Annotated in this window: 21 protein-coding genes; 17 read left to right on the top strand and 4 right to left on the bottom strand. The window is 69.5% G+C overall.

The window, feature by feature from the left end; genetic code table 11:
* Positions 1-10 precede the first annotated feature (10 nt).
* From thiO to NNI01S_RS00565, 3 genes are read left to right on the top strand one after another with little or no spacing between them, the layout of a single operon-like run.
* The gene (gene thiO, locus NNI01S_RS00575) at positions 11-1,084 is read left to right on the top strand and encodes a glycine oxidase ThiO (protein ID WP_063016352.1); all 1,074 of its coding nucleotides are present in this window, start codon (positions 11-13) and stop codon (positions 1,082-1,084) included.
* Positions 1,081-1,299 (top strand): sulfur carrier protein ThiS, encoded by a 219-nt coding sequence (gene thiS / locus NNI01S_RS00570; protein WP_063016350.1) that lies wholly within the window; start codon positions 1,081-1,083, stop codon positions 1,297-1,299. Before thiO ends, thiS begins: the two co-directional genes overlap by 4 nt.
* A gap of 7 nt (positions 1,300-1,306) precedes the next feature.
* Entirely contained in the window at positions 1,307-2,077 is a 771-nt protein-coding gene (locus tag NNI01S_RS00565; protein WP_063016348.1) for a thiazole synthase, read from the top strand.
* A 116-nt stretch (positions 2,078-2,193) separates the two neighbouring features.
* Here the strand turns inward: NNI01S_RS00565 and NNI01S_RS00560 are convergent, their stop codons facing one another.
* Together NNI01S_RS00560 and NNI01S_RS00555 are read right to left on the bottom strand one after the other, a co-directional pair.
* A complete protein-coding gene (locus NNI01S_RS00560) occupies positions 2,194-3,180 on the bottom strand; it encodes an aldo/keto reductase (RefSeq protein WP_063016346.1) in 987 nt (328 codons plus the stop codon).
* A 188-nt stretch (positions 3,181-3,368) separates the two neighbouring features.
* Positions 3,369-3,824 (bottom strand): DUF6194 family protein, encoded by a 456-nt coding sequence (locus NNI01S_RS00555; RefSeq protein ID WP_063016344.1) that lies wholly within the window; start codon positions 3,822-3,824, stop codon positions 3,369-3,371.
* Between the two features lie 63 nt (positions 3,825-3,887).
* On the opposite strand from NNI01S_RS00555, the gene NNI01S_RS00550 reads away from it, so the two are divergent.
* Together NNI01S_RS00550 and NNI01S_RS00545 are read left to right on the top strand one after the other, a co-directional pair.
* Entirely contained in the window at positions 3,888-4,598 is a 711-nt protein-coding gene (locus NNI01S_RS00550) for a MerR family transcriptional regulator (protein WP_063016342.1), read from the top strand.
* A gap of 146 nt (positions 4,599-4,744) precedes the next feature.
* Positions 4,745-5,434 (top strand): hypothetical protein, encoded by a 690-nt coding sequence (locus NNI01S_RS00545; RefSeq protein ID WP_063016341.1) that lies wholly within the window; start codon positions 4,745-4,747, stop codon positions 5,432-5,434.
* 338 nt (positions 5,435-5,772) lie between these two features.
* Here the strand turns inward: NNI01S_RS00545 and NNI01S_RS34190 are convergent, their stop codons facing one another.
* On the bottom strand, positions 5,773-5,940 hold the full coding sequence (locus NNI01S_RS34190) for a hypothetical protein (RefSeq protein WP_157114534.1): 168 nt from the start codon (positions 5,938-5,940) through the stop codon (positions 5,773-5,775).
* A gap of 185 nt (positions 5,941-6,125) precedes the next feature.
* Here NNI01S_RS34190 and NNI01S_RS00540 point away from each other — a divergent pair, with 185 nt between their 5' ends.
* The 4 genes from NNI01S_RS00540 to NNI01S_RS00525 all read left to right on the top strand — a co-directional run bounded on the left by NNI01S_RS00540 (position 6,126) and on the right by NNI01S_RS00525 (position 9,957).
* Positions 6,126-6,872 carry a helix-turn-helix transcriptional regulator gene (locus tag NNI01S_RS00540; protein WP_063016339.1) on the top strand — a complete coding sequence of 249 codons (747 nt, stop codon included), beginning with the start codon at positions 6,126-6,128 and terminating at the stop codon, positions 6,870-6,872.
* A 112-nt stretch (positions 6,873-6,984) separates the two neighbouring features.
* Complete coding sequence (locus NNI01S_RS00535) at positions 6,985-7,929, top strand: ABC transporter ATP-binding protein (protein WP_063016337.1); 945 nt, start codon at positions 6,985-6,987, stop codon at positions 7,927-7,929.
* The gene (locus NNI01S_RS00530) at positions 7,929-8,690 is read left to right on the top strand and encodes an ABC transporter permease (RefSeq protein ID WP_063016335.1); all 762 of its coding nucleotides are present in this window, start codon (positions 7,929-7,931) and stop codon (positions 8,688-8,690) included. The genes NNI01S_RS00535 and NNI01S_RS00530 overlap by 1 nt, the downstream gene beginning before the upstream one ends.
* A 502-nt stretch (positions 8,691-9,192) precedes the next feature.
* Positions 9,193-9,957 (top strand): adenylate/guanylate cyclase domain-containing protein, encoded by a 765-nt coding sequence (locus NNI01S_RS00525; protein ID WP_157114548.1) that lies wholly within the window; start codon positions 9,193-9,195, stop codon positions 9,955-9,957.
* Here NNI01S_RS00525 and NNI01S_RS34185 read toward each other — a convergent pair.
* The gene (locus NNI01S_RS34185) at positions 9,954-10,187 is read right to left on the bottom strand and encodes a CG2302 family histidine operon protein (protein WP_157114533.1); all 234 of its coding nucleotides are present in this window, start codon (positions 10,185-10,187) and stop codon (positions 9,954-9,956) included. The two genes, NNI01S_RS00525 and NNI01S_RS34185, sit on opposite strands and share 4 nt — an antisense overlap.
* 112 nt (positions 10,188-10,299) lie before the next feature.
* Here NNI01S_RS34185 and NNI01S_RS00520 point away from each other — a divergent pair, with 112 nt between their 5' ends.
* From NNI01S_RS00520 to NNI01S_RS00485, 8 genes are all read left to right on the top strand, one after another.
* The gene (locus NNI01S_RS00520) at positions 10,300-12,015 is read left to right on the top strand and encodes an acyclic terpene utilization AtuA family protein (protein WP_063016333.1); all 1,716 of its coding nucleotides are present in this window, start codon (positions 10,300-10,302) and stop codon (positions 12,013-12,015) included.
* A 70-nt stretch (positions 12,016-12,085) separates the two neighbouring features.
* Positions 12,086-13,237: an acyl-CoA dehydrogenase family protein gene (locus NNI01S_RS00515; RefSeq protein ID WP_063016331.1), complete on the top strand. Its 1,152-nt coding sequence runs from the start codon at positions 12,086-12,088 to the stop codon at positions 13,235-13,237.
* The gene (locus NNI01S_RS00510; RefSeq protein WP_063016329.1) at positions 13,234-14,832 is read left to right on the top strand and encodes an acyl-CoA carboxylase subunit beta; all 1,599 of its coding nucleotides are present in this window, start codon (positions 13,234-13,236) and stop codon (positions 14,830-14,832) included. The genes NNI01S_RS00515 and NNI01S_RS00510 overlap by 4 nt, the downstream gene beginning before the upstream one ends.
* An 8-nt stretch (positions 14,833-14,840) precedes the next feature.
* Positions 14,841-16,844 carry an acetyl/propionyl/methylcrotonyl-CoA carboxylase subunit alpha gene (locus NNI01S_RS00505; protein WP_063016327.1) on the top strand — a complete coding sequence of 668 codons (2,004 nt, stop codon included), beginning with the start codon at positions 14,841-14,843 and terminating at the stop codon, positions 16,842-16,844.
* Entirely contained in the window at positions 16,844-18,004 is a 1,161-nt protein-coding gene (locus tag NNI01S_RS00500) for an acyl-CoA dehydrogenase family protein (protein WP_063016325.1), read from the top strand. Before NNI01S_RS00505 ends, NNI01S_RS00500 begins: the two co-directional genes overlap by 1 nt.
* Before the next feature lie 9 nt (positions 18,005-18,013).
* Positions 18,014-18,790 carry an enoyl-CoA hydratase family protein gene (locus tag NNI01S_RS00495; RefSeq protein ID WP_063016323.1) on the top strand — a complete coding sequence of 259 codons (777 nt, stop codon included), beginning with the start codon at positions 18,014-18,016 and terminating at the stop codon, positions 18,788-18,790.
* Between the two features lie 5 nt (positions 18,791-18,795).
* Positions 18,796-19,410 (top strand): TetR/AcrR family transcriptional regulator, encoded by a 615-nt coding sequence (locus tag NNI01S_RS00490; RefSeq protein WP_063016786.1) that lies wholly within the window; start codon positions 18,796-18,798, stop codon positions 19,408-19,410.
* Between the two features lie 163 nt (positions 19,411-19,573).
* Positions 19,574-19,881, top strand: a 308-nt coding sequence (locus tag NNI01S_RS00485) for a TetR/AcrR family transcriptional regulator (protein ID WP_157114532.1), incomplete at its 3' end; no start/stop codon positions are given.

Raw genomic sequence — 19,881 nt, 5'->3', positions numbered from 1 at the left:
GTGGATCGGGATGCGGACTCTGGCCGTCGTCGGTGGCGGCGCCATCGGGCTCGCCGTGGCCTGGCGGGCCGCCGAGACCGGTTGGTCGGTCACACTCCTCGATCCCGCTGTGGCTTCGGGCGCGTCGTGGGTGGCGGGGGGCATGCTCGCGCCACTGTCGGAGGGCTGGCCCGGTGAGGACCGGGTGCTCGAGTTCGGCGCGGCGTCGCTGGCCCGCTGGCCCGGCTTCGCCGCCCGGCTGGCGGCCGTGACCGGAGTTTCGGTCTTCGTGGCGGACGAGACCTTGACCGTCGCGCTGGACGCGGCCGACGCGGCCGACCTGCGCACCGTGGCCGACTGGGTCGGCGGACGCGGGCACGAGTTGCACATACTGGACCGCGCCGGGGTGCGCGAGCGGGAACCGAGCCTGGCCAGGACGGTGCGCGCCGCGCTGCTGGCCCCCGCCGAACCGGCGATCGACAATCGCAAGCTGGTCGCCGCGCTGCGGCAGGCCGCCGAAGCGGCGGGCGTCGTGGTGCGCGCCGAATCCGTAAACTCGCTGACGGAACTTCCGCACGACCAGGTCGTCCTCGCCGCGGGGGCCGCGTCGGCCGCGTTGTGGCCGGAGCTGCCGGTTCGCCCGGTCAAGGGCGAGATTCTGCGCCTGCGGCAACGCCCCGGCGTCGCCCCCGCGCCGCGCCGGGTCATCCGGGCGCGGGTGCACGGGCGGGCGGTCTACCTGGTCCCACGCGCCGACGGGATCGTCGTCGGCGCCACGCAGTACGAGGCGGGTTTCGACACCGCGGTCACGGTGGCGGGCGTCCGCGACCTGATCGCCGACGCGGAGACGGTGTTCCCCGGCATCGGCGAATACGAGCTCGCCGAGGCGAGCGCAGGTTCCCGGCCGGGCAGCCCGGACAATCTGCCCCTGATCGGCCGGCTCACCGACCGGATCGTCGCGGCCACCGGGCACGGCCGCAACGGCATGCTGACCGTGCCGATCACCGTCGACGCGGTGCTCGGCCTGCTCGGCGGGGCGGCGCTGCCCGAAGCGGAAGTGGCCGACCCGCAACGCTTTTCGACGACTGTAGGAGGAATCAGATGACGCTGTCATCCGTCCCCATCGGTGTCACGGTGAACGGTGACGAGCACGAGTTCGCCGAGCCGCTGACCGTGCGCGAGCTGCTGGAACACCTCGGGTTGCCGTGCCGGGGCGTCGCTCTCGCGGTGGACGGCGCGGTGTTCCCCAAGTCGCGCTGGGACGAACCGGTCGGGCGCGGCTGGCAGATCGAGGTGCTGACGGCGGTCCAAGGTGGCTGAGGCGGCGATGGCATCCGGAGCGGCCGACGCCCCGTTGCGGATCGCCGACCGGGAGTTCGGCTCCCGCCTGATCATGGGCACCGGCGGCGCGGAGAACCTCGCCGTGCTGGAGGAGGCGCTGATCGCCTCGGGCACCGAGCTGACCACCGTGGCCATGCGGCGCATCGACGCCGCGGGTGGTACGGGCGTGCTCGACCTGCTGAAACGCCTGGACATCGCGCCGCTGCCGAACACCGCGGGCTGCCGCACCGCGGCCGAGGCGGTCCTCACCGCGCGGCTGGCACGTGAGGCGCTGGACACCGACTGGGTGAAACTCGAGGTGGTCGCCGACGAGCGCACCCTGCTGCCCGATCCCGTCGAGCTGCTCACCGCCGCGGAACAACTCGTCGACGACGGGTTCGTCGTGCTGCCCTACACCAACGACGATCCGGTGCTGGCTCGTCGCCTGGAGGAGACGGGTTGCGCGGCGGTGATGCCGCTGGGCGCGCCCATCGGCACCGGCCTCGGCATCGGCAATCCGCACAACATCGAGATGATCGTCGCCGACGCGAAGGTCCCCGTCATCCTGGACGCGGGCATCGGCACCGCGAGCGACGCCGCCCTCGCGATGGAACTCGGCTGCTCGGCGGTGCTCCTGGCCACGGCCGTGACCAGGGCGAAGCGCCCCGAGCTGATGGCCGCGGCGATGGCGGACGCCGTGCGCGCCGGGTATGCGGCCCGGCTGGCCGGGCGCATCCCCAAACGCTTCTGGGCCCAGGCGTCGTCCCCGGCGCTGTGAGGCGCTGGGGCCGAACGCTGGATCGCCCCGGCGGCTGAGCCGTTGCCGGGCAAGGATTGCCCGTCGCCACCACTCGGCAGGCGAGTCCGGTTCGGCCAGACGGGGCCGCCCCGAACTCAGCGGTTGACGAAGGTGAGGTTCGTGGCGTCGTAACGGGTGCCGACGACCTGTTCCGGCGGAGCGGCGGCCTCGATGGCGGCGAGATCCTCCGGCGAGAGTTCGACGGTCAAGGCCCCGAGGTTCTCCTCCAGGTTGCGCTGCCGCCGGGTGCCGGGGATCGGGACCACGTCTTCGCCGCGATGCTGTACCCAGGACAACGCGAGCTGCCCCGCCGTCACGCCCTTCGCCGCGGCCAGCTCGTTCAGCTTTGCGACGATCGCGAGGTTGCGTTCGAGGTTGCCCTCGGCGAAACGTGGCTGGCTGCGCCGCACATCGTTGTCCGCCAAGCCCTCGACCGAGCTGTACCGGCCGGTCAGGAACCCGCGCCCGAGCGGGGAGAACGGGACCACTCCGATGCCGAGGTCACGACAGACCGGGAGGATCTCGGTCTCCAGGTCGCGCGTCCACAGGGACCACTCGCTCTGCAACGCGGCGATCGGATGCACCGCGTGCGCGCGCCGGATGGTGTCCGCGCTCGCCTCCGACAGCCCGAGGTGGCGGACCTTTCCCTCCCGTACCAGTTCGGCCATCGCGCCGACGGTCTCCTCGATCGGCACCTGCGGGTCCACCCGATGCAGGTAGTAGAGGTCGATGTGGTCGATCCCGAGCCTGCGCAGCGACGCCTCGCACGCCTCCCGCACGTAGGCGGCGTCGCCGCGGATGCGGGTGGGCTCGCCCAGGCGGTTGGCGAAGCCGAACTTCGTCGCGAGCACCACCTCGTCGCGGCGGTCCGCGATGGCCCGCCCGATCAATTCCTCGTTGTGCCCCGCGCCGTAGAAGTCGGCGGTGTCCAACAGGGTCACTCCGAGGTCGAGGGCGTGGTGCAGCGTCGCGATCGACTGCGCGTCGTCCGCGGCGCCGTAACCGTGACTCATGCCCATGCATCCCAAGCCCTGCGCGGAGACCGCCAGTTCGCCGAGCTGCCTGGTGGGAATATCGGTCATGTTGTTACCTCCTGCACTCGAATCCGTCGGCTCCGACGCTAGGTGCTGGAGCGCGCTCCATGTCAACAGCGCGCACACAGTCACGAGTGCGGCGCCTCGACGCGGGCAGGCCGGAAGCACACCGCGAGTGGCACATGGTGGAGAGGTCTTCTGGCGTTTCGCCGCAGCCATGTGCCACTCGCGGTCCGCTACCGGCGGGGGCGACGGGAACGGGCGAGGGTGTGGGCGGTGTGGAGGAGGGCGCGGGTGGGTTCGTCGGTTCGGGGGCCGGGGTTGATCACCGATAGCCAACTTGCGGATGCGTAGAGAGGGTGGGGGAGCACGGTGTCTACCGCGCTCGGGTCGGCGGGTGGGGACGATTCGCGGGGGGTGTGGCCGGTCCAGTGGGTGAAGGCTTCTTTTCCGGCGGCGATGTTGACGCGGAATGTGTTCGGGCGGTCCAGGCGGGAACTTTCGTCGCCGGGGTAGTTCTTCGTCACGATCGTCGCGAAGGGCTGGGTCGCCTTCGGTACGACGCCGTCCGGTGCGTAGTAGAAGAACGTGTCGCCCCAACTGATTTCGGGAGAGCCGTCACCGGGGCCGGGGCGCAGTGTCAAGACCCCGTCGAGGGCCGAGACGAAGTCGATGATCTCGTCGATGGTCATGTGCTCCAGCGTTTCATTAAGGTGCTTGTGGAGACTTCGGGCGAGATATACAGGGGAGTAAGGGTGGAAACTCGCAACTCCACACTGCGCACGGCCGACGTGGCGCGTCTGGCGGGGTACTCCGTGCAGCAGATACGCAACCTCGAAAGCGACGGCGTGCTGCCGACAGCGATACGCACCACGACGGGCTATCGCAGATACGGCGAGGTGCACGTGCTTTCCGCGCTCGCCTATCGAGCGTTGGCGGCGGGAGTCGGCCCCGTCGAGGCCAAGCGCATCGTTCGCGCCGTCCACGAGGGACCGTTCTTCCAGGTGCTCGCCCTGCTCGACGCGGCACACGCCGGGCTGCACCGGGAACGCGCCGATTTGGCACTCGCCAAGCGGGCAGTGGAGGTGATCTCCGCCGAGCCGATCGCCGACGTGCGCGCGTCGGATGCGATGAGCGTCGCCGAACTCGCCGCCGCGCTGGACGTGCGCCCGTCGACACTGCGGCATTGGGACGCGGAGGGACTCGTAGTCCCGGATCGCGCGACCGCGCAGGGCGCGCGACGGTACTCGCCCGCCCAGGTCAGGGACGCCCGGATCGTCCATCAGCTCCGCAACGCCGGATATCGCGTCGACACCCTGAAGACCTTGATGCCCGACCTGCCGCGCGGCCACCGATCCGATGAAGTCCGGGCGGCACTGTCGGCCCGGGACGCGAGCATCACGGCTCGCTCCCACGCCCTGCTCGAGGCGGCCGCCTCCCTCGCCGCCGTGACCGCGCTCGCGTAAACGCCCGGTGGTCCGGTCGCGATCCTGTACAGAGGCTTTCGAAGCGGCATCGCAAGGATTGTCCAAGCCTCCGGGAAGGTCGCTCGCCCACACTCCTGAAACGGCCTGCCGACCGGCAGACGGCGTCTGCGCTGGAGGGATCGGAGATGGAAGCGGGACAGGCCATGGGCGTGTTGATCGTGACGATCTTCGTGTCGTTCGTCGTGCTGCTCGCCGTGGCGATTCCGCTGGCCATCCGCGCCGAACGGGCCCGCAAGGCGACGCTGGGGCAGTGGGCGGCGGCCCACGGATGGACGTTCGCCGAATCCGGCCGCGCCCAGTGGACCGCGCGCCTGCCCGGCCGCAACTCGCGCGGACTCGGCGTGACCATGAGCAGGCAGCTCGGCGACCGCTGGGTGACCGTGGCTGAGTACTCGTACCGGACGACGTCGTCGAGCAGTACCTCGACGACGGGCACGACCAGCACGACCACCACCACACATCACTTCGTCGTCGTGGTGGTCCTGCTCGATCGGATGTACCCGCCGATCGAGGTGCTCCCCCGAGGCTTGCTGTCCCAGCTCGGCCGCGCGATGTTCGGCGACAAGCCGACGGCGACCGGCAATGTGCTGTTCGACTCGCAATACCGGATCGCCACAGCGGATCCCGGCTACGCGAAGGCAGTGGTGGGTCCGCCGTTGATCGATGCGCACATCGCCAGGACGGTTCCGCCGTGGAGCCTGGTGGGGGCCGAATTGCTCACCTTCGTCCGAACATCGTCGGCGCTGCGTGATCCGAGCGCGATTCCCGGGTACGCCGCGCCGCTGCTTCAGGTCGCCGAACTGCTGGGCCGCTGAGACTTCGGCGGATCCGCGCGGACCTCCGCGGCCGAGCAGAGCTGGACCTGTCCCACCTCTGGCCTCATCTCGCGGGCAGCATGAATACCCTGGCCCCGCTTCCGCGACGGGCAGTTGTCGCCAGATGACGCACCTGGTTGTCGAGTTCTACGCCGGGCTGGTCGTGCTCTCCGGTCCGTGGCCTGTGCCGCGCTCCCGGAGCCACCGCTCAGCGGACAACTTGCGCGGACACGGTGGGGTACATATGGCGTGGAGCTTCAACAGGCCACGTGCGTGCTTCTCATCAACAGGCCAGTTGCTGTCCTCGCAGTAGTCCTGGATCCAACTGCGCCGCGGCGTCATCGCTGCTCCTCGCGTTCGATGCGGTCCATCATCTCGCGGAACGGAACTCGCTCGTCTGGATCGCCACCGAGTTCGAGTAGCCACGGCAACACCCAGAACAGCAGGATCAGCAGGCCGCCGACAGCGGCTATGACGATCAAGGTGACTGCGAGGTCTGTGGGCATTCGCTGTACCCCTTCGCGCGTTGTGGTGTGGTTGGTAGGCACCCGACGCCGGGATTCGGGGTCTACCCGACGTCGGGGCCACCTTCAGATTCGGTCGACAGGCCATGTCCAAGCGATGACGGAAGCGGCGTCAATCCGTGTCTATTCAGGGCGACATTTAGGCGTCAAAGGACTAGCGTGGCGACATGGCTTCGGCACCTAACACGGCTCTCCGCGCGGCCAGGAACGCGCGTCTGATGAGCCAGGACGACCTAGCACGGGCACTACGGGAAGCGGGATGCGCCAGCGCCACGAAACGTCTCGTGCAGCGTTGGGAATCCGGCCTCACCACCAACCCGCGGCCCTCGCACGCGCGAGCATTGGAGAAAGTCATGCGACTACCTATCGAGTCTCTCGGTTTCGGTGCCGTGATGGCGGGCCGCAGCCTCTCCGGGGGCGAGGACGGAACCGTGGTGGACTCGGCTATCGGCGAAGTCGCGCCCGAGCAGTTCGCCGCCGCGCGGCGGCCGAGGACACCAGGCAACTACTCGGGTATCTGGCTGTCGCGGTACGAGTACTACTCGTCCGGACGGGATGCGACGTTCACGGCTGCGCACCATGTCGTCGTCTTGCAGCACGACAACCGGCTGACGGTGCGTAGCCTGCCGAACTCCGCGCAGTCGTCGATGGAGATGGACCTCACGGTGGACGGGCACGTGGCTACGGGTACGTGGCGCGAGCACACCGCGCAAGACGGCTACTACCGCGGTGCCTACTACCACGGCGCGATTCAACTGTTGATCGAGCTGACGGGTGCGCGGATGGCCGGCAAGTGGGTTGGATTCGGCAAGAGCTTCGAGATCAACTCCGGACCGTGGGAGCTGGTGCTACAGGACTCATCGACGGCCAAGGCCGCCATCGACGCCTACGACCGACCGCCGGACACCGCGTGAACTGCTACGGGGGCTTGCACCCACCCGGACCCGTCTTCCTCATCCTCGAGGATGATTCAACTCGGCACCAATTACCGACGCGCGCGGCCGGGATTTGCGGAATGCTGGGCGCATGATCGAGCTGAGAGGCCTGACCAAGCACTACGGGCAGACCGTAGCGGTGCAGGATCTGACCTTCACCGTTCGACCCGGGCAGGTGACGGGGTTCCTCGGGCCGAACGGTGCGGGCAAGTCGACCACCATGCGGATGATCCTCGGATTGGACCGGCCCACCGCGGGCACCGCCCTGATCAACGGCAAGTCCTACCACGAGCTGGACCATCCGCTGCGCACCGTCGGCGCGCTGCTGGACGCCAAGTGGGTGCATCCGAACCGGTCGGCGCGCGCCCATCTGGAATGGATGGCCGCGTCCAACGACATCGCCAAGTCCCGGGTGGAGGAGGTGCTGCGGCTGGTCGGCCTGTCCGAGGTGGCGGGCAAGACCGCGGGCGGGTTCTCGCTGGGTATGTCGCAGCGGCTCGGCCTGGCGGGCGCGCTGCTGGGCGACCCGGAGGTGCTGCTGTTCGACGAGCCGGTGAACGGCCTCGACCCGGAGGGCATCCTGTGGATCCGCCGGTTCATGCAGCGGCTGGCCGCCGAGGGCCGCACGGTGCTGGTCTCCAGCCACCTGCTGTCGGAGATGGCGCAGACCGCCGAGCACCTGGTGGTGATCGGGCGCGGCAAGCTGATCTCGGACTCGACCACCCAAGAGTTCATCGAACGCGCCTCCGAGCAGTCGGTGCGGGTGCGCAGCCCGCAGCTCGACCAGCTGCGCAGCGTGCTCACCTCGAACGGCATGACCGTCCGCGAGGACGGCGCGGGCGCCGACGGCCCCGCGCTGGTGGTGGCGGGCGTGTCCAGCGACGCGGTCGGCAAGCTGGCCGGTGAGCACACCATCACGCTGTTCGAGCTGGCCCCGCAGCGCGCGTCACTGGAAGAGGCGTTCATGCGGATGACCGGCGGCGCCGTGCAGTACCACGGCGAAGGCTTCGACCAAGTTATGGGAGGTGCGCTCTGATGGGCGTGCTGGCAGCGGAACGAATCAAGCTCACCTCCACCAGGTCGCCCTGGTGGTGCTCGGCGATCGTCATCGCTCTCGCGCTGGGTATGGCCGCGCTGCTCGCCTCGGTGGCGCGCGCGTCCTACGGCAAGGAGGGCGCGATCGACCTGACCGTCTCCACCGCGGTGGCCGGGGTCAGCGGCTTCGGCGTGATGGTCCTGATGATCATGGCCACCTTGACCGTGACCAGCGAATACCGCTTCGGCATCATCCGGACCACGTTCCAGGCGACGCCGCATCGGGCCAAGGTCGTCACGACCAAGGCCGGGCTGGTCGGCGTCTACGGAGCCGTGCTGACCCTCGTGCTGGTGTTCCTGGCCTACGCGGTGGCAAAGGCCATCAGCGGCCCGGACGCGGGAGCGGCCCTAACGCTGTCCAGCGCGGAGGACTGGCGCGAGGTCTACGGCATCCCGATCTACGCGTTCCTGTGCGTCCTGCTGGCGATCGGCGTCGGCGTGCTGGTGCGGCAGTCCGCCGCGGCCATCTCGCTGATCGTGCTGTGGCCGCTGCTCATCGAGGGGCTGCTCGGCGCGTTCGGCAGCTTCGGCCGCAATGTCACGCCGTTCCTGCCGTTCGCGAACGCGAACCGTTTCTTCAGCGCCTCCGCGTCCACGGCCAACTGGCACTGGGGGGCGTGGGGCAGCCTGCTGTACTTCACCGTCTTCGTCGCGATCGTCTTCGGCGCGGCCCTGGTCGTGGTGAATCAGCGCGACGCATAGCGGGAAGCTGCCCGAGTCGCCTTCCCTCGCAACTCGGGTTGTCGGGGCGCCGACCTTGTCGGGAGGTCCGGCGCTTCGCCCACCGTCCTGTCACTGCCCGGCGGACGGTGCCGCGATCGGCCCGGTGCGAGTCCTCGCGCCGGGCCGATCGCGCGTGTGAACATCGAGGAAACTATGCCGCCCGCCGGTTCCGAGGCTTGCGCTGCGCCGAGTAGCCTCGGTTCAGCAACCAGCTCGTTATCCAACGCGGAGCCCACCGACGTGCTCGCTGTGTTCGTCGCGGAGGTGAGAGATGGCGATGATCGGTAATCTGCCGACGTCAGATCGGCTGAGATACTCTCGGGGCGTGAACGAAACACCTTCCGGCGGTACGGAGCCGGAGTCGGGGCGTGAGGCCGCCGGTGGCGTACCGCCCGAGGTGGTCATTCCGTTGGAGCCGTCCGACGGGTTCGATTCTTCCCGCCGCTCCGGCGGATCGCGCCGCCGCCAGCTGTCCGCGCTGATGAACGCCGCAAATCAGCGTGCGGATCTCATCGGCGTGCTGCGCAGGGCACGGGAACAGCTGCCCGGTGACCCTGCCTTCGGCGACCCGCTGTCGGTGTCCGGGCCCGGCGGCGCGCGAGCGGTCGCGCGGGCTGCGGACAAACTGGTCGGAGACGCCCCCAGCGCCGCGCGCGAGATCGGTTTCGGCGCTTTGCAGGTCTGGCAGGCCGCCTTGGAGCGAATGGGACGCGGCAAAGGTAGCCAAGAAATAACTGTTATGTTCACGGACCTGGTGGCCTTCTCGCGCTGGTCGCTCTCGGCCGGTGACGAGGCCACCCTCGAACTGCTGCGCAAGGTGGCCAAGGCCATCGAGCCGCCGATCGCCGAACAGGGCGGGCAGGTGGTCAAGCGGATGGGTGACGGCGTGATGGCGGTGTTCCCCTCGGCGGACCGGGCGGTGCGCGCCGCCGTGGCGGCCAAGCGCAACCTGGCCGACGTGCAGGTGCGCGGCTACACCCCGCACATGCGAATCGGGTTGCACACCGGTTCCCCGCGCGAGATCGGGGGCGACTGGCTGGGCGTGGACGTCACGATCGCGGCGCGGGTCATGGAGGCGGGCGGCAACGGCCACACCATGCTGTCGGAGGTGACGCTGGAGGGTTTGCGGCCGGAGACGCTGGCGGAGCTGGGTTTGGCGGTCAAGCAGTATCGCCGCAGCTTTTTCGCCGCGCCGCTCAACGGCGTCCCCGAGGACCTGCGAATCTTCCGGTTGTCTAGGAGTTAGCCGAGCCACCAGGCCAGCGCGCCGCCCGCCGCGAGGACGGCGCAGACGGCCAGCGCGACCGACAGCGGCCGCGCCGTTCTCCAGGTGGTGTAGGCGCCGCCGAGCAGGAATCCCGCCAGGGCGAACAGAACGATCACGGTGACGTCGCTGGACACCGTGCCCATCTTGCTCCAGCCCGCGCGGAGATGGGTGGCGGGGTGGCGGCTCGCCGGTTGCCAAGTAACAAGCACGCATGCTTGCTTTTTTCTGACCCGGGTGTGATGCTGGTCGCGGAACGCGGACTTCACGGGTGCGGCATGCGGCTCATCCTGACGGTTCGCCGCACAGGAGGCATTCCCGCTGATGAGTATGCTGGCCGCCGACCCGGATGTGCTCCGGATCGGCAACTGTTCCGGCTTCTACGGCGATCGGCTCGGTGCCATGCGCGAGATGCTGGAAGGCGGACAGCTCGACGTCCTCACCGGTGACTATCTCGCCGAACTCACCATGCTGATCCTCGGCCGGGACCGCATGAAGGACCCGGACCTCGGCTACGCCAAGACCTTCGTCAAGCAGATCGAGGACTGCCTCGGGCTGGCGCTGGAACGCAACGTGCGCATCGTGGCCAACGCGGGCGGCCTGAATCCGGCCGGCCTGGCGGGAAAACTGCGCAAGGTGGCCGCCGATCTCGGACTGGACGCGAAGATCGCGCATGTGGAGGGCGACGACCTGCTCGCGCGCGCCGGAGAACTCGGTTTCGGCACGCCGCTGACCGCCAACGCCTATCTCGGCGCGTGGGGCATCGTCGAATGCCTGAACGCCGGTGCGGACATCGTGGTCACCGGCCGGGTCACCGACGCGTCGGTGATCGTCGGCCCGGCCGCCGCGCACTTCGGCTGGGGTCGAACGGATTACGACCGGCTGGCCGGTGCGGTGGTGGCCGGGCACGTGATCGAGTGCGGCACCCAGGCCACCGGCGGGAACTACGCCTTCTTCACCGAACTCGCCGATCTGGGCAGACCGGGCTTCCCGATCGCGGAGATCCGCGCCGACGGCGGCAGCGTCATCACCAAGCACGCGGGCACCGGCGGCGCGGTCACCGTCGACACGGTCGAGGCCCAGCTGATGTACGAGATCCAGGGTCCTCGCTACGCGGGGCCCGACGTGACCACGCGTTTGGACACCATCCGGCTCGACCAGGATGGTCGGGATCGAGTGCGGATCAGCGGCGTCACCGGTGAGGCCCCGCCGCCCCGGCTGAAGGTCTCGCTGAACACCCTCGGCGGCTTCCGCAACGAGATGGAGTTCGTGCTCACCGGCCTGGACATCGAGGCGAAAGCCGAACTGGCGCAACGTCAGCTGGAGTCGTGGCTGCCGAGTCGCCCCGCCGAGCTGAGCTGGACGCTGGCCCGCCTGGACCGGCCGGACGCGGAGACCGAGGAGCAGGCCAGCGCGCTGCTGCGCTGCGTGGTCCGCGATCCGGACCCGAACAAGGTCGGGCGCGCGTTCTCCAACGTCGCCGTGGAGCTGGCGCTGGCCAGCTATCCGGGGTGCAGTTTCACGACGCTGCCGGGCAACGGATCTCCCTATGGCGTGTTCACGCCCGGTTACGTCGACGCCGTCGAGGTTCCGCACACGGCGGTGCTGCCCGATGGCACTCGCGTACACGTCGCGCCTGCCACGGAGACGGCCGAACTCGCCGACGTCACGGAGCCGCCCGCCCCGGAGCCCCTGCCCGCGAGGGAAACTCGCCGCGTCCCGCTGGGGACGATCGCGCTGGCCCGCAGCGGTGACAAAGGCGGTGACGCGAATATCGGCGTGTGGGTGCGCACCGACGAGCAGTGGCGCTGGCTGGTGCACATGCTCACCGTGGCGCGCGTCAAAGAACTCCTGCCGGAGGCGGCGTCGCTGACCGTCACCCGGCACGTCCTGCCCAATCTGCGGGCGCTGAACTTCATCATCGAAGGCCTGCTCGGCCGAGGCGTGGCCTATCAGGCCCGTTTCGACCCGCAGGCCAAGGGACTCGGCGAATGGCTGCGGTCTCGTCACCTCGACATTCCAGTGGAGCTTTTCGCATGACCGGTCAGGACCGGAGGCGGCAGCTCGCGTCACCACGCAGGGCCCTCGGTCATGCGAGAAAGGACACCGCATGACGAAACTCTGGGAGACGCCGGAACGACGCGAATTACGTTCCACGGTACGTGGATTCGTGGAACGCGAGATCCTGCCGTACCTGGACGGCTGGGAGCGCGCCGGGGAGATCCCGCGCGAGCTGCACAAGAAGGCCGGCGCGCTCGGCCTGCTGGGCGTGCAGTTCCCGGAATCCGCGGGCGGCTCCGGCGGCGACGGCGTGGACGCCATGATCGTCTGCGAGGAAATGCACCAGGCCGGTGCCTCCGGCGGGCTGTTCGCCTCGCTGTTCACCTGCGGCATCTCCGTGCCGCACATCATCGCCTCGGGCAACGCCGAGCAGATCGAGCGCTGGGTGAAGCCCACGCTGGCGGGCGAGAAGATCGGCTCGCTCGCGATCACCGAACCCGGCGGCGGCTCCGACGTCGGGCACCTCACCACCACCGCGCGCCGTGACGGCGACCACTACATCGTCAACGGCGCCAAGACCTACATCACCTCCGGCGTCCGCGCCGACTTCGTGGTCACCGCCGTGCGCACCGGCGGACCGGGCTCCGGCGGCATCTCGCTGCTCATCGTCGACAAGGACACGCCCGGCTTCACGGTCAGCCGCAAGCTGGACAAGATGGGCTGGCTGGCCTCCGACACCGCCGAGCTGTCCTACGTCGACGTCCGGGTGCCGGTGGAGAATCTGGTCGGCCCGGAGAACTCCGGCTTCTTCCAGATCGCGGGCGCGTTCGTCAGCGAGCGCGTCGGCCTGGCGGTGCAGGCGTATTCCAGCGCGCAACGCTGCCTGGACCTCACCCTGGAGTGGGTGCGCAACCGCGAGACCTTCGGCCGCCCGCTGATCAGCAGGCAGGCGGTGCAGAACACGGTCACCGAGATGGCGCGGCGCATCGACGTCGCCCGCGTCTACACCCGCGACGTGGTGCAGCGCAGCGCCGAAGGCGAGACCGATCTCATCGCCGAAGTGTGCTTCGCGAAGAACACCGCCGTCGAAGCGGGCGAGTGGGTGGCCAACCAGGCTGTCCAGCTGTTCGGCGGGCTCGGCTACATGCGTGAGTCCGAGATCGAGCGCCAGTACCGGGACATGCGCATCCTCGGGATCGGCGGCGGCACGACCGAAATCCTGACCGGACTGGCGGCGAAGCGATTGGGGTACCAGTCATGACCACTCTGCGTAGCACCTTGGACACCACCGCGCCCGAGTACGAGGCCGCGGCGGAGGCGATGACGGCCAAGCTCGCCGAAGTCGAGGCGGAGTTCGCCAAGGCCATCGCGGGCGGCGGGCCGGACAAGCTGGCGCGGCACCGCAAGCGCGGCAAGCTGACCGCGCGCGAGCGCATCGAACTGCTCGTCGACGAGGACTCGCCGTTCCTGGAGCTGTGCCCGCTGGCGGGCTGGGGCAGCGAATTCCATGTCGGCGGCAGCACCATCGCGGGCATCGGCATCGTGGAGGGCGTCGAGTGCATGATCGTCGCGCCCGACCCGACCGTGCGCGGCGGCACCTCGAACCCGTGGACGCTGCGCAAGACGTTGCGCATCAACGACATCGTGCGGGAGAACCGGCTGCCGGTGATCTCGCTGGTGGAGTCCGGCGGCGCGGACCTGCCGACGCAGAAGGAGGTGTTCGTCCCCGGCGGACGGATGTTCCGTGACCTCACCCAGGCGTCGGCGGCGGGCATCCCGACCATCGCGCTGGTGTTCGGCAACTCCACCGCGGGCGGCGCCTACATCCCGGGCATGTCCGACCACGTGGTGATGATCAAGGAGCGCTCCAAGGTGTTCCTCGGCGGTCCGCCGCTGGTCAAGATGGCCACCGGTGAGGAGTCCGACGACGAATCCCTCGGCGGGGCCGATATGCACGCGCGGGTCTCCGGCCTCGCGGACTACTACGCACTGGACGAGCAGGACGCGATCCGCATCGGCCGCTCCATCGTCCGGCGGCTGAACTGGCGCAAGCAAGGCCCCGCTCCGCGCGCCGAGGTGATCGAGCCGCTCTACGACCCGGAGGACCTGCTCGGCATCGTGCCGTCGGACCTGAAGATCCCGTTCGACCCGCGCGAGGTGATCGCCCGCATCGTGGACGGCTCGGACTTCGACGAGTTCAAGCCGCTCTACGGCAGCAGTCTGGTCACCGGATGGGCGGAGCTGCACGGGTACCCGGTCGGCATCCTGGCCAACGCGCGCGGGGTGCTGTTCTCCGAGGAGTCGCAGAAGGCCACCCAGTTCATCCAGCTGGCCAACAAGACGAACACGCCACTGCTGTTCCTGCACAACACCACCGGCTACATGGTGGGCAAGGAGTACGAGCAGAAGGGCATCATCAAGCACGGCGCGATGATGATCAACGCGGTCTCCAACTCGAAGGTGCCGCACATCTCGGTGCTGATGGGCGCGTCCTACGGCGCGGGTCACTACGGCATGTGCGGCCGGGCCTACGACCCGCGCTTCGTGTTCGCCTGGCCCAGCGCGAAATCCGCCGTGATGGGCGGTGCGCAGCTGGCGGGCGTCATCTCGATCGTCGGCCGGGCCGCCGCCGAGGCGAAGGGCCAGCCGTTCGACGAGGATGCCGACGCGGGGATGCGCGCCATGGTGGAGGCGCAGATCGAGGCCGAATCGCTGGCGATGTTCATGTCCGGGCGGCTCTACGACGACGGCGTCATCGATCCGCGCGACACCCGCACCGTGTTGGGAATGTCCCTGTCGGCCATTCACAACGCCCCGATCAAAGGCGCCGACGGCTTCGGCGTCTTCCGAATGTGAGGCCGACCATGACAGGTGCGCACATCACGAACGTTCTCGTCGCCAACCGTGGCGAAATCGCCCGCCGGGTCTTCGCCACCTGCCGCCGGATGGGTCTGGGCAGCGTCGCGGTGTACTCCGACGCGGATGCCGCCGCGCCGCACGTCGCCGAGGCGGACGCTGCGGTGCGGCTGCCCGGCAACACCCCCGCGGAAACCTATTTGCGCGCTGAGCTGATCATCGAGGCCGCGCTGGCCACGGGTGCCGACGCCATCCATCCCGGCTACGGATTCCTCTCCGAGAACGCCGAATTCGCCAAAGCCGTGCTCGATGCCGGGCTTGTCTGGATCGGCCCGCCCGTCGAGGCGATCGAGCAGATGGGCTCGAAGGTCGCCTCGAAGAAGATGATGGACGCCGCGGGCGTGCCGGTGCTCGCCGAACTGGACCCGGACGAGGTCACCGAGGCGCACCTGCCGGTGCTGATCAAGGCGTCCGCGGGCGGCGGTGGGCGCGGCATGCGCGTGGTCCGCGAACTCGCCGACCTGACCCCGCAGATCGAGGCCGCCCGGCGCGAGGCGGAATCCGCCTTCGGCGACCCGACGGTGTTCTGCGAGCGTTACCTGGAGACCGGCAGGCACATCGAGGTCCAGGTGATGGCCGACACGCACGGCGTCATCTGGGCGGTGGGCGAGCGCGAGTGCTCCATCCAGCGCCGCCACCAGAAGGTGATCGAAGAGGCCCCGTCGCCGCTGGTGGAACGCACCGAAGGCATGCGGGCGCGTCTGTTCGAGGCGGCGCGGCTGGCGGCGGGCGCGATCGGCTACACCGGCGCGGGCACCGTGGAGTTCCTCGCCGACGAGCGGGGCGAGTTCTTCTTCCTGGAGATGAACACCCGTCTGCAAGTGGAGCATCCGGTCACCGAGTGCACCACCGGCCTGGATCTGGTCCGGCTGCAACTGGACGTCGCCGCGGGCGGCGCGCTGCCCGCCGAACCGCCCGCGATGCGCGGACATTCGATCGAGGTGCGGCTCTACGCGGAGGACCCGGCGCAGGATTGGCAGCCGCAGAGCGGAACCGTGCACCGGATCGACATTCCCTCGGTCCGCACCGAATTCGACCTGCTGGACCGGCCGGGCGTGCGCCTGGACACGGGCGTGGTGGACGGCTCGGTGGTCGGCGTGCATTACGACCCGATGCTGGCCAAGGTCATCTCCTACGCCGAAACGCGCGGCGAGGCAGCGCGATTGCTCGCTTCGGCGCTGCACCGCGCGAAGATCCACGGCCTGGTCACCAACCGGGACCTGCTGGCGCGCGTGCTGCGTCATCCGGCGTTCCTCGCCGGTGACACCGACACGGCGTTCTTCGCCACGCACGGGCTGGACGCGCTGGCCGCGCCGCTGGTGTCGGAGTCCGGCGAGGCACTGTCCATCGTGGCCGCAGCGCTCGCCGACGCCGCCGCTAACCGCGGCCGCGCACGGGTGGGCGGCGGACTGCCCAGCGGGTGGCGCAACCTGCCGTCGCAGTCGCAGCGCAAGTCCTACGAGAGCCGCGCCACCGGGACGCACGAGGTGGGTTACCGATTCGGCCGCACCGGTGTCGTCGTAGACGGTCACGACGGTCTCGAACTCGTCGAAGCGGCGGCCGATCGCGTCGTGCTGTCGGTCCCGGGTGAACGCGGACCGGTGCGCAGGCAATTCGCGGTCGCCCGCTACGGCGACCAGGTCTACGTCGACTCGCCGCTCGGCCCGGTGGCCCTGCGCAGGCTGCCGCGCTTCAGCGACCCGGCCGACCAGGTGGCCACCGGCTCGCTGCTGGCGCCCATGCCGGGCAGCGTGATCCGGCTCGGCGCGGAACTCGGCAGCCACGTCGAACAGGGCCAGCCGATCCTGTGGCTGGAGGCGATGAAGATGGAGCACACCATCGCCGCGCCCGCCGCGGGCGTGCTCAGCGCCGTCAACGTCACCGTCGGCCAGCAGGTCGACGTCGGCGCCGTGCTCGCGGTCGTCGAACCCGTAGAAAACCAGGAGAACTGATGTCGTTCATCGAAACCGACGAGCAGAAGGCGCTGCGGGCCGCCGTCGCCGCGCTGGCCGCGAAGTACAACTACCGCGACTACGTGCTGCCGAAGGCGCGCAGGAACGAGCCGCTGGACGAATTGTGGCAGGAGGCGGGCAAACTCGGCTTCCTCGGCGTGAACCTTCCGGAGGAATACGGTGGCGGCGGCGCGGGTATGTACGAGCTGTCGCTGGTGATGGAGGAACTGTCCGCGCAGGGTGCGGGCCTGCTGCTGATGGTGGTCTCCCCGGCCATCTGCGGCACCATCATCACCAAGTACGGCACCGACGAGCAGAAGCGGGAATGGCTGCCCAAGCTCGCCGACGGCTCCGGCAAGATGGTCTTCGGCATCACCGAGCCGGACGCGGGCTCGAACTCCCACCAGATCACCACCACCGCGCGCCGCGACGGCGACGACTGGATCCTCAACGGCCGCAAGATCTTCATCTCCGGTGTGGACCAGGCCGAGGCCGTGCTGATCGTGGCCAGGACCTCCGACCACAAGACCGGCAAGCTCAAGCCCGCCCTGTTCATCGTGCCGACCGACGCCGAAGGCTTCACCAAGACGGCGCAGGAGATGGACATCATCGAGCCCGACCACCAGTACAACCTGTTCCTCGACGACCTGCGGCTGCCGTCCACCGCGCTGGTCGGCAAGGAGGACGCGGCGCTGATGCAACTGTTCGCGGGCCTGAACCCGGAGCGCATCATGGGTGCCGCCATGGCCGTCGGCATGGGCCGCTACGCCATCGAGCGCGCCGTGGAATACGCCAAGGAGCGCACGGTGTGGAAGACGCCGATCGGTGCGCACCAAGGCATTTCGCATCCGCTCGCCCAGGTGAAGGTCGAACTGGAGCTGGCGAGGCTGATGATGCAGAAGGCCGCCACCCTTTACGACGCGGGCGACGAGATGGGCGCCGCCGAGGCCGCCAACATGGCGAAGTACGCCGCGGCGGAAGCCAGCATCAAAGCGCTCGACCAGGCCATCCAGACCCACGGCGGCTCCGGTCTGACCCGGGATGTCGGGCTGGCCGCCATGCTCGCCGCCGCGCGCATCGGCCGCATCGCGCCGGTGAGCCGGGAAATGGTCCTGAACTTCGTCGCCCAGTACTCGCTGGGCCTGCCGAAGTCGTACTGAGAGGACGCCATGACCGAGACGGGCCCGTACGTCCGCTACGAGGTGAGCGGCGGCGTCGCGACGCTCACGTTCGATTCGCCGCACAACCGCAACGCGCTGTCGTCCAAGCTGGTCGCCGAGCTGCTGCGCGGGCTCGATGACGCGGCCGCCGACGAGAAGGCGCGCGTCATCGTGCTCGCGCACACCGGCAACACCTTCTGTGCGGGCGCGGATCTCAGTGAGGCCAGCGGCGCCGATCCGGCCGTGGCCGCCGACGAGCGGACTCGGGTCATGATCGGCGTGCTGCGCAGGCTGGTGGAGATCCCGAAGCCGGTGATCGCGCGGATCGACGGCAATGTGCGCGCCGGCGGTATGGGCATCGTGGCGGGCTGCGACATCGTCGTGGCCGGTCCGGGCAGCAGTTTCGCGCTCACCGAGGTGCGCATCGGGCTGGCCCCGTTCATGATCTCGCTGACCCTGCTGCCCAGGCTCGACCCGCGCGCGGCCAGCCGGTACTACCTCACCGGAGAGAAGTTCGACGCCGCCGTCGCCGAGGAGATCGGCCTGGTCACGGTAACCGCCGACGACCCGGCGGCCGAAGTGGAGCGACTGTGCGGGGAGGTGCGCAAGGGCTCACCGCAGGGACTGGCCGAGGCCAAGCGGTTGGTCAACGCGGGCATCCTCGCCGAGTTCGATTCCTCCGCCGAGGAACTCGCGCGGCGTTCGGCGAGCTTCTTCGGCACCCCCGAGGTGCACGAGGGCATGCTGGCCTTTTTGCAGCGCCGCCCGCCGAACTGGGCAGAATGACGACCATGGCGACACCCCACGAACCCAAGCAGGACCGCAGCCGCGCCACCCGGCAGCGCCTGCTCGAGGCGACCATCGACTGCCTGGCCGAGATGGGCTGGGCCGCCGCGACGGTCGCCGTCGTCGCCGAACGGGCCGGGGTGTCGCGTGGCGCGGCGCAGCATCACTTCCCGACCAGGGAGGATCTGATCACCGCCGCGCTGGAGTACATGTTCGACACGCGCAGCGGGCAGGCGGTGCAGGAGGCGTCGACGCTGCCGGAACTGGGTGACGGCATCGCCCGCACCGAAGCGGTGGTGGCGGGGCTGGTCGAGTCCTACACCAGCCCGTTGTTCAAGGCGGCGTTGCAGGTGTGGACGCATGCCGCCGCGGACCCGGCGCTGCGCGAACGGATCGTCCCGCTGGAGGCCCGCTTCGGGCGGGCCTCCCATCGCCGCGCGGTCGAGGCCCTCGGGGTGGACGACTCGGACCCGGTCGCCCACCACCTGGTCCAGGCCACCCTGGACATGGCGCGCGGTCTCGGGCTGGCCGACGTCCTCACCGACGATTCGGCCCGCCGCAAGCGGATAGTCGAACAATGGGCGGTCACGCTGCACGCCGCCTTGCACGCACCTCGCTGAGCAAAGCGCGATATCGGGCCGGCGACCGCGGCGTCGCGGGCGCTGGTGGTGGCGCACACGCAGGACGGCCGCCGCGACGAGTGAATCGGGCGGGACGGGAGCGGGAGGAGCGGCCGGTCCGATCCGGCTGTAACCTGTATCACTACCGACGTAGTATCTGAGCGTGTCCACCAAACGCGAGCTCGTCTTGGACGCCGCGATCGACCTGCTGGGATCGCGCGGCACCCGCGCACTCACCCATCGCGCGGTCGACGAGGCCGCGGGTTTGCCCGCCGGATCGGCCTCCAACTACTTCCGCACGCGGGAAGCGCTGCTGATCGGCGTCACCGAGCGTCTGGAGGCACGTGACTACGCGAATTGGGAGGTGCTCATCCGGCAACCCGCACCCGGGACGATCGACGAACTCGTCGACGGCATGGCCGCTTTCGTCGCGCACGCCGCGGGCGGCGACCGAGTGCGCACCCTCGCCCG

Source organism: Nocardia niwae NBRC 108934 = DSM 45340 (assembly GCF_001613465.1).
GTDB lineage: Bacteria > Actinomycetota > Actinomycetes > Mycobacteriales > Mycobacteriaceae > Nocardia > Nocardia niwae.
The sequence above is the reverse complement of the archived record's forward strand: the minus strand, read 5'-3'. Positions and strand labels throughout refer to the sequence as shown.